Below are 9555 nucleotides of genomic sequence, written 5' to 3'. Positions count from 1 at the left end.
AAACTCTCTATCTCTGGATAGAAGATTGACAATATTTCTATTGTCTCTTTAATAAATCTTTTTTGGGAAAAGGTAAGATGGAGTTCTTCCATTTATTATTATAGAAATAAGAAGTGATAAAATCAATTGGGTATTACTTTATTTAATAAGGATAATCTTTTTTATTCTATCTTTTTTGATAAAATATATCCCTTTCTTTATTTTTTCTTGTTTTATCTCTCTTCCTAAATGGTCGTAAATCTTGATATCTTTACCATAAATCTTTTCTAAATGAGTAGTTTTAAGAACTGTTGGCATTTTTACTATTGAAAGATTAATTTTTGTTTCTTCGTTAACAAAAGAAAAGGGAGCGATTCCTAAACTAAAATAGATTCCTTTTTCATAACCGTCGCCAGTAATTTTTAAGGTAAAATCTAAGATGGTATCAGCCGGAGGAGAGTTAACAACAAAGAAATAGGGATTTTCATTATTATTTCTTACTTCGTTAGGTGATAGATTTCCAATATTAAAAATTGATTCGCTTATTACACAGTCATTATCTCGGGTTTTCAAAATCGCTCTTAAATTATTTCCGGTTTCGTTACCAGAATTTCTTAAAGTTATTGATAATAATATTGGCTCACCAACTTCAATAATTCCGTTATTATTTCCTAAAGAATCGTTGATATGAAGATTTTCCAAGGTGATAAAGGGTGAAGAACTTCCCAAAGGTGTTTTGGTACTTATCTTTATTGCCCGACCAGCAATTATTGTTGCTGCTGTTGGCTGATAACTACCGTTAAAAAGATAGGTTAAACCAATCTCACCAAGATTATTCTGGATGCCAATTGTACTACTTGAAGCATTTGATACTGTATTATATTGAAAGAGAATTTCACCATCACCAGTTGGTGTCGGATAATAATTGGGATCATAAAAGATTACTTCAAATATTTCCCTTTGGGAAGTATTACTTACGTGATAAAGATTGTAAAATTCAATAATAAAAATATGGTTGTTGTTATCATAATATTGATAAATCACCGGATCATTTTGCTGCATTCTTCTTACGGTGCTTAAATCGTCCCAAAAGGGCGCAATGATATTTGTTGGAATTTGGCTATTAGGTAAGTATAAATTTCCTCCGCTCCGATAATTCGTCCTGCCCATTGCCAGAAAACCATTAGAAGAAATTGATATTGAATCATAAAAGTTTCCATAAAATTTAAATCTAAATGGTAAAGGAATAGTTACTGTTGTATCATTTGCTTCGGAAACACCTGGTATTGGGGTTCCATTTGTTCTAATATCTATCCAGTTATAAGTTGGTGCATTACCCGAAGAAACATCAGTATTGTCATAAAGATAATAACCATAGTAATCTGGTCCAGTTGGCAAGGTTGTGCTTGGTTCACCACAAGTTATCACAATTGAAAAGGAATCAGAAATTTCGTAAGTATAATCATAGCCTTTTACATATAATTTTAAATGAATATCTCTACCAGAAAGAACTAATGGCGATAGATAGAAACTAATCGGGTCAGAGTTATTCGTCTTTATTTGGTTTGCTAAGACTTCACCAAAACTTCCTAAGGAATCACTTATTCTTAAAAGGGTATCTTCGGTTTTCAATCGACAATAAACCTTTCTTAAATTAGCGTTTCCTTCATTTTTTATGTTAACCAAAAAGAAGGCGGCTTCACCAGGGTCTAATCTTTGATTATTATTTCCATAAGGTAAAGTATCTTTTATTAAATAAGAAAGAAAACTTATCCTTCCTTTATAGATAAGAGAATTAAATTGAACCTGCCAATTATTATTATTTCGGTCTTGCAGATATAAAGAAAAAGAAAGGGAAGGTGTTTGGCAATCTCTTTGGACATATATTTTAAAATTGGTCTCATTAAATCTTCTTTCATTTGCTGGAATATTTCCATAAGAAGAGAGAGAATCTAAAATAACCACCCCAGAAATAGATGTCCTTAATTTCGCTTCTACTCCTTCGGCATTACTATTGCCAATATTTCTTATCCCAACTCTAAATAAAATTGTCTCACCAGGATTTATCTTATTATCACCATTTCCTAATGGTGGAAAATCATAGATTTCTAAGGTATCAAAAGCAAGATAAGGACCACCACCAGGAATAACTTCACATATCCCTTCATAAGGCAAAGAATTTCTATAAGTAACCGTAACTTCAACTATTCCTATTGTTTGGGGATTAATTTCAAAAGTTATCTGACCTTGACTATTTGTATAGCCATAACGATAAATCTCAAAAGGTATACTATCACCTTTTTTAACACAAACCAAGGCATTACTTACTGGATTGCCTTCTTGAAAGACCGAAACAGTAAAGTTTTGATTACCAGGAACAATATGGGTAGGATAAGAAACATTAAGCACTTTTGGAGTTCTCGTATAGATATTAAGTTCGGGATCACCAAAAAGATTGAAACCAACACCATCAGGAAAATTCCAAAGATACATACTATCTTTTGCTTTTAGACAACATTTTCCTAAAATATTATTTTGATTGATAAATAGTTCTTTAATGAATGCCCTTAATCCACAACTCCTTACCCGAGCAACAGACACATACTCCGAATGGGTATTGCCAAAAAAGGCAACTGCTCCTTTCGGCACATCATAATTTCCTGCCCATAACCACCTTTGACCAACATAAGTAGTTTCACTTAAACTGGAATTTAAACTCATCGTCTGACAGGTTATTGATAAAATAATTGGCAGTTTTAAATTATTATTTGTTGAATAAGGATTGACTGCAAATGGCGTATACCAATTTCCAACACCACTTCCCCGATAGATAACAAAGTTTCTTCCTTCGTTTATTCGGTTAATAACATCAGTAGCATTATTTCCCCTTAATCTTGATAATGAATCGTAATAATATAAATCATTTCTCCAATAATAAGCAAAAATTCTAATATCGTTCCAATAAATAGTATCATCAGCATCACCACCTTCATTCACAATTCCACAACCTTTTCTTAACCATAAACTATCAATGGAATAAGTGAGACACTTCTCATAACTTAATGTCTTTTTTACCATCAATGAACATTCTCTTATATTTCTTGCTGGAAAACGACCATAAGGAATATCTGCCTTATTATCATTATTGACATCAAAAAACCAGTTATCAGTAAAAATCCGATAGGTATTATCATAATAACTGGTTAATAAGTTGGGATAGCCAACCAATAAAACATATTCTGGTCTTATCGGCCAGTTATTATAGGCATTAATTATATAATTTTTAATTAAAGTGGCATTATTACCACCAATCTCTGATAGTTTAACAATCTTACAAAGCATTCCTTTTTTTGTCTTCCAATTGGCAAGTTCTTTTAGAGCAGGATAAAAATCATCATAGGTAATAATTAAATATCGAGCACCTTCCTGAGCAAGAATAATTGTAAAAAATAAAATAAGTAATATCTTTCTCATTTTACCTCCCTTATCTGTATAATTTTTTTCTCACTTGGAAAAAAATTTAACAATCTTTTTATCTTGTAAATAGAAATATATTCCCTTTTTAGTAAGATTAGCCTTTTGTCCCAAGGGATTATAAATATATTTATTCTTTGGTAAATTTTTGATATTAAAAGATTTATTCTCTTGAATACCAATATTAGAAAAATACCAATTTCTACCACCATTATTTGTATATAAAACATATCTTGTGCCAACCGCACAGCCATTTAGAGAATCAGAAAAATCAATATCAAATAAGGTTGAACAACCTGGTGGTGTTTGAGCAAGTCGCCAATCTATACCATCTAAACTATAAATAATTGTGCCAAACATTCCGCAGGCAAAAATCTTGTTATTAATTACTGTTATTGCCCTTAAATAGTTTCCAGGGACATTAATATATTGCCAACTATTACCACCATCACTCGTATAAAGAACAATTGCTGAGAAATTAGTATCACAGCCACCAACCACATATCCTCGATTCTCATCTAAAAAATATAAATCAAAAAAGTCATATATCGTATCTTTTAAAAGGAGTTGCCAATTATAACCCCCATCGGTTGTCTTCGCAATATATCCCTGACCTTTTAAGAAACTATCTCCTTCAGGATATCTACCAGCACAAAGATAACCGATATTTTCATTAACAAAATGGACACCATAAAAATCTACTTCTCTTGCGGGAAATGGCGGATTGGGCAAGATAATCTGTTGCCATTCTTCACCACCATTAGTAGTTAATAAAATAATCGCTTCACCACAGGCTGCCCAACCATAATTCTCATCTAAGAAGAAGATTCTTGTAGCAAATTTTGAGCCACCAAAATTCTGGGGATACCAACTTTCACCACCATCCAAAGAATGCCAGATATAACCTGCTTCACCACAAAGCCAAAGGTTTAAAGAATCTAAGGCAAAGATATCAAAAAGATAACGATAGGTAAAATTCTGGGGCTCTAAAAAACTCCTGCCATAATTTATTGATTTGTAAACATAGGCACTCTCTTTCTCACACATCCAAACATAAGGAGTCCCTTTCGCACAAGCAACACCATGATAGACCGGATAATTAATTAAACTTAATAAGAGTATAAACACCATCTTTCCTCCTATTTATTTTGGGTAATAATTTTACAAAAATAATACCAAAAATCAAAAAATATTTAGTCTAATAAAATAATCTTTTTTCTTAAAAAAATATCTTTCTCTTTTATTACTAAGTAATAAATCCCTTTTCTTATTTTCTCAACCGAACATCTCTTACCAGTTATATCGTAAAGAAATACTTTTTTATCTTTATTAATTTGATAAATTGCCTTTAAAAATCTCTCTTTTCTCATTATTGTCTTAAAAGAAACCGGTAATAATTTTTCTTCTTTGATAAAGGTATAGGTATCCGGTGGATTGGGGCTAAATTTTATTGCCTTATTATCTCTTATTCTGCCAAAAGTTATATCGTAATCTTGACCAAATTTTACCTGGATACCACTCTGATAGCCATAATAATCCTTTTCTCTTATCCCAATTGTTGAATAGTTATGAAAGGTATCATCATCAGAAATATCTAAGTATTGGAATAGTATTATGCCATCACCAGTTCTTGTTGGATAACGATTTATATCATATAAAATAATCTGAAATGTCTGTTCTTCACCAATCTGCGGTGAGATAAATCCGTGAATATGTTTCACCCTTGACCACTCTAAAATAAAACGATTGTTTAATGTATCATAATAGTAATAAACACCCGAAGCATCTAAAGTATCTGGATGGAAATCGTCCCAGAAGATTAATAGGGATTTCTGATAGACAAAGGGATGATAAATTGACCAGTTATAAAAATCGGTAAATCTTACGGAATCTAAGATCAAGACACCATTATCCGAAACGGTTATCTTTCTTATTGGCTCAGAAGAAAATCGGAAATTGAAATTATTTGGTAAAGAGATAACTTTAAAATCATCGTTTCTCAAATCAATCTTCCTTCCCCGACCACCATAATTTGGGTCAATCTCTATCCAATTAAATTCTGGTCTTTCATTATAAGAATAGTCAATATCTTCATAAGCATAATAATTATAAAAACTGGGATAAGAACAGGCAAAGGAATCAATAATACCAGTATTAAAACTGAATTTTAATGAGCATAAAAGATTATTCTCTTGATAGAGATATAAGATAAAAACAAGCCTTCGATTTCTTGCGGCATCTGGAAATATTCTTAAACGATAGGGAGTTTGGTTTTCTTTCTCTTCAGAAATCTGAAAATCACCATATTGACTGATTGAATCTAAAATAAGACCAGCCGTACTTTTGATTGCCAATCTACCAGTAATATTATTAACAAAAGAGTTGCCAATATTTTTTATTTTAATATATAAAAGACCTTCTTCGTTTGGCTCAGGAATATTATTATTGCCATCAAGAAAACGATAACTAAGATAATTAAAATTTGGATAATATACTGGAATATTAAATAAAGAATAGAAATTGGAATCAGAAGAGTTTATTCTTAATAAAATTAATAAACTATCTTCTTGCGGAATGTTATCTAATCTCAAAATAAAGGGACTTGCTTCTCTTATGTCACCACTTCTGATTTGCCCATAATTTCTTATTGAATCTAAAACAGTTAAATAAGGAGATAGAGAATAGATTATAACATTCACATTATTTTCATCTTGGATACCATAATTTTTGATACTGATATACAAAGAGCAAAGATTATTTAAATAATTATTTGAAATCCGATAAGAATAGAAAGATAAATTTCTTTCATTTGTTAAAATTGGTAAATTTAAAGAGTAAGGAAGATAATCTTGGCAAGTTATTGTCAGTTTGGCATTACCTTCATTAATCGTATTTATTGGTAGATAGGCATAGCCACTCTCATCGGTTTTATAAACAATCGGTAAGGAATCAATCAAAAGGGATACACGGGCATTTGGTATCGGCTGATTATTATCCCTGACAATAACTCTTAAATAATTATTACCAATCCTTAAAGCATTGGTATTTAAAGATACTGATAGATTTTTCGGTACTCTTCGCCATAACCTTAAACTTGGGTCACCTAAAATATTATAGGTCTCAAAATGAATCCTTTTCTCTTGACTATCTTTCGGATTATTAAAAGAATTAAGAAATAATATCTTTCCCTTTAAGATAACTTCACCAACCCTTTTCTCTTCGTTTTTGTTATCAAAGAGATAACTAAATATTGAAGCATCTAAACAGTTATTAAATCTTGTGGAAGTTCCCGCATAAGAAGGACCAAAGAATAAGACACCACCAGTAAGATTATTGGGACTACCAACTCTTAAAAATACTTCACCTAAACAAGGATTGGCATTAAAATTTCCTGTGCCGCAATAGAAAGAGAAGATAACTGGTAATTTATTTATATTATTTAGATTATAGACATCTTCCCGATAAAATCTTGGATAATGCCAGCCTTCATAATTTCCCCAACCACGAGCATTAATATATAAAACTCCCCTTTCAATAGCATTCTTTATTGAATCGGTTGTTGGATAAGGTGGTAGGTCATAAAAGATAGTATCTACCTTTAAAAAGCCTTGATTTAATAGTAAATCTCTCCACCACCTTTTTGTCTCCAAGGCACTTACCGCCCTTGTGCCAGCACCACCAACATAAGTCGTTGCTACAGCCAGACCCTGTTTATAATAACTGGTATCTTGTTGAAGACCTTTTTCATAATAGATAATCTTATCTACCATTATTCTCAACTCACTTGCTTGCGAAGCCGGTAACCTGCCAACATAAATCTCCGGAATATAATCATTATCAATACAACCATAAGTATTATCAGTAACCAAACTCGTCTGCTGAATAATAAAAGCCGGTATCTTATTTATCGCACCACCCAAAAGTAAAAACTTTAATTTAACACTACTGGTATCATAAAAACTTCTTACATAATCTCTAATTTGGATATTCGTATTACCAACTTCTGATTTCTTTCTTACAAAGACATAATAACCCAACTCCCGCTTCCATTGGGCAAGCGGCAGAATCTCCTGATAAAACTCATCAGGCACAATTATTAAATAGCCTTCTTTAATTATATCACCAATTATAAAAGAGAAAAAAGATAAAAGGATAAATAAAAATCTTCCCACTATATTAAATTTTACACCCTTTCATTTTAAAATCAATATCTTTTTCATCTCTTTTTCGGTTTCTTTAAAGTAGATGCCTTTTTTTAACTTCTTTTCCTTAACAAGTTTGCCAGAAATATCATAGATTTTATCTCCCTTTTTTGCTAACTTCTTTTCTATCTTATTTTCTTTCTCTTCGCTTATACTTGGTCTTTGAATATACTTGATTGTCGCATAGTCAAAATAGGTGTTCGAGCCATAACTACCACCAGTAACATAGACATTGCCATCGTTATCAACAAAAAGAGCGGTAGGAGAATCATACCAATTTCCTGAACCATTATACCTAATTTCCCATAACAAGTTGCCATTCGCATCATATTTCAAAGTAGCATAATCATAATAAGTACCAGAACCTTTACTAAAACCAGTAACATAGACATTGCCATCGTTATCAACAAAAAGGGAAGTAGCATAATCAGAATCGTTTTCTACCCCATTATACCTTCTTTCCCATAATAAGTTACCATCTGCATCATACTTCAAAGTCGCATAGTCAAAAGAAGTGCCAGAACCTAAACTATAACCAGTTACATAGACATTGCCAAAATTATCAACAAAAAGAGAAGCAGCATAATCCTTATCATTTCCTAAACCATTATACCTTCTTTCCCATAACAAGTTGCCATTCCCATCGTATTTCAAAGTAGCATAATCATAATAAGTGCCAGAACCTAAACTATAACCAGTTACATAGACATTGCCAAAATTATCAACAAAAAGAGAAGTAGCACCATCATCACCATTTCTTGGAGTATCATACCTTCTTTCCCATAATAAGTTACCATTTGCATCATACTTTAAGGTAGCATAGTCATACCAAGTACCAGAACCATAACTAAAACCAGTAACATAGACATTGCCATAATTATCAACAAAAAGAGCGTTAGCCTCGTCATAACCATTTCCTGGACCATTATACCTCCTTTCCCATAATAAGTTGCCATTCACATCATACTTTAAAGTAACATAATCCTCATAAGTGCCAGAACTAAAACTAAAACCAGTAACATAAACATTGCCATAATTATCAACAAAAAGGGAAGTAGCACAATCCCAACTATTTTCTGGACCATTATACCTTCTTTCCCATAATAAGTTACCATTCGCATCATATTTCAAAGTAGCATAATCATAATAAGTGCCAGAACCATCACTACGGCCAGTAACATAGACATTACCTTGATTATCAACGAAAAGAACATAAGGCACATCTTCACCATTTCCTGGACCATTATACCTCCTTTCCCATAATAAGTTGCCATTTGAATCATACTTCAAGGTCGTATAATCCAAATCAGTAAGAGTATCACAACTACAACCAGTGACATAGACATTGCCATTGTTATCAACAAAAATGGCAGTAGCCCAATCCAAATCATTTTCTCCATCATACCTTCTTACCCAAGCAGTATCAACCTGCGAGAATAAAAGATTAGGAATAAGAGAAAGAAAAGTTAAAAGCAAAAATAAAAGTAAAAATTTTAAGTTATTTACTTTCATTTTTAACCTCCTTTTTAAATCATTTGCCGTATCCACTTTAATTTTAACTATTTTATATCTTATGTCAATTCTCATCACCTTCTAAAACCTCATTAAGACGATACTTATCAACAAGGTCTTTTGCTATCGGAATGCCAACTTCCCTCATCGCCTTTAAATGCTTCCTTATACGCCACCACTTCTCATCTTGATACTCATCAAAAGTTAAACCTTTCTTTTTAATATCTGAACCATTATTGCTATCAGAAGTCCCACCAAAAGTTTTACAAATCTCTTTGAACTCTTTGCTATCTCCTATCCTACAAAGACCCGAATTTGGGAATCTATTTTCACATTTATTAGGCATCTTTTGGGTATTCTCACTATTATTCTCCTCTTTCTTAACCTC

Annotated in this window: 5 protein-coding genes; all 5 read right to left on the bottom strand. The window is 31.9% G+C overall.

Translation table 11 applies throughout. From position 1 onward, the window contains the following. Nucleotides 1–138 precede the first annotated feature (138 nt). Nucleotides 139–3453, bottom strand: a complete 3315-nt coding sequence (locus ABIK75_07795; protein ID MEO0090989.1) for a C25 family cysteine peptidase — start codon at nucleotides 3451–3453, stop codon at nucleotides 139–141. 30 nt (nucleotides 3454–3483) lie between these two features. Further along, nucleotides 3484–4584 carry a YCF48-related protein gene (locus ABIK75_07790; GenBank protein MEO0090988.1) on the bottom strand — a complete coding sequence of 367 codons (1101 nt, stop codon included), beginning with the start codon at nucleotides 4582–4584 and terminating at the stop codon, nucleotides 3484–3486. 62 nt (nucleotides 4585–4646) lie between these two features. Continuing rightward, the gene (locus ABIK75_07785; GenBank protein MEO0090987.1) at nucleotides 4647–7625 is read right to left on the bottom strand and encodes a C25 family cysteine peptidase; all 2979 of its coding nucleotides are present in this window, start codon (nucleotides 7623–7625) and stop codon (nucleotides 4647–4649) included. 21 nt (nucleotides 7626–7646) lie between these two features. After that, nucleotides 7647–9167, bottom strand: coding sequence for an SBBP repeat-containing protein (locus ABIK75_07780; protein MEO0090986.1), 1521 nt, complete (start codon nucleotides 9165–9167; stop codon nucleotides 7647–7649). 64 nt (nucleotides 9168–9231) lie between these two features. Next, a partial coding sequence (locus ABIK75_07775; protein MEO0090985.1) for a hypothetical protein occupies nucleotides 9232–9555 on the bottom strand: 324 nt, incomplete at its 5' end.

It is taken from the genome of candidate division WOR-3 bacterium (assembly GCA_039801725.1).
Lineage (GTDB): Bacteria > Hydrothermota > Tepidihabitantia > Tepidihabitantales > DTDR01 > DTDR01.
This window is presented reverse-complemented; position numbering and strand designations above follow the sequence as displayed.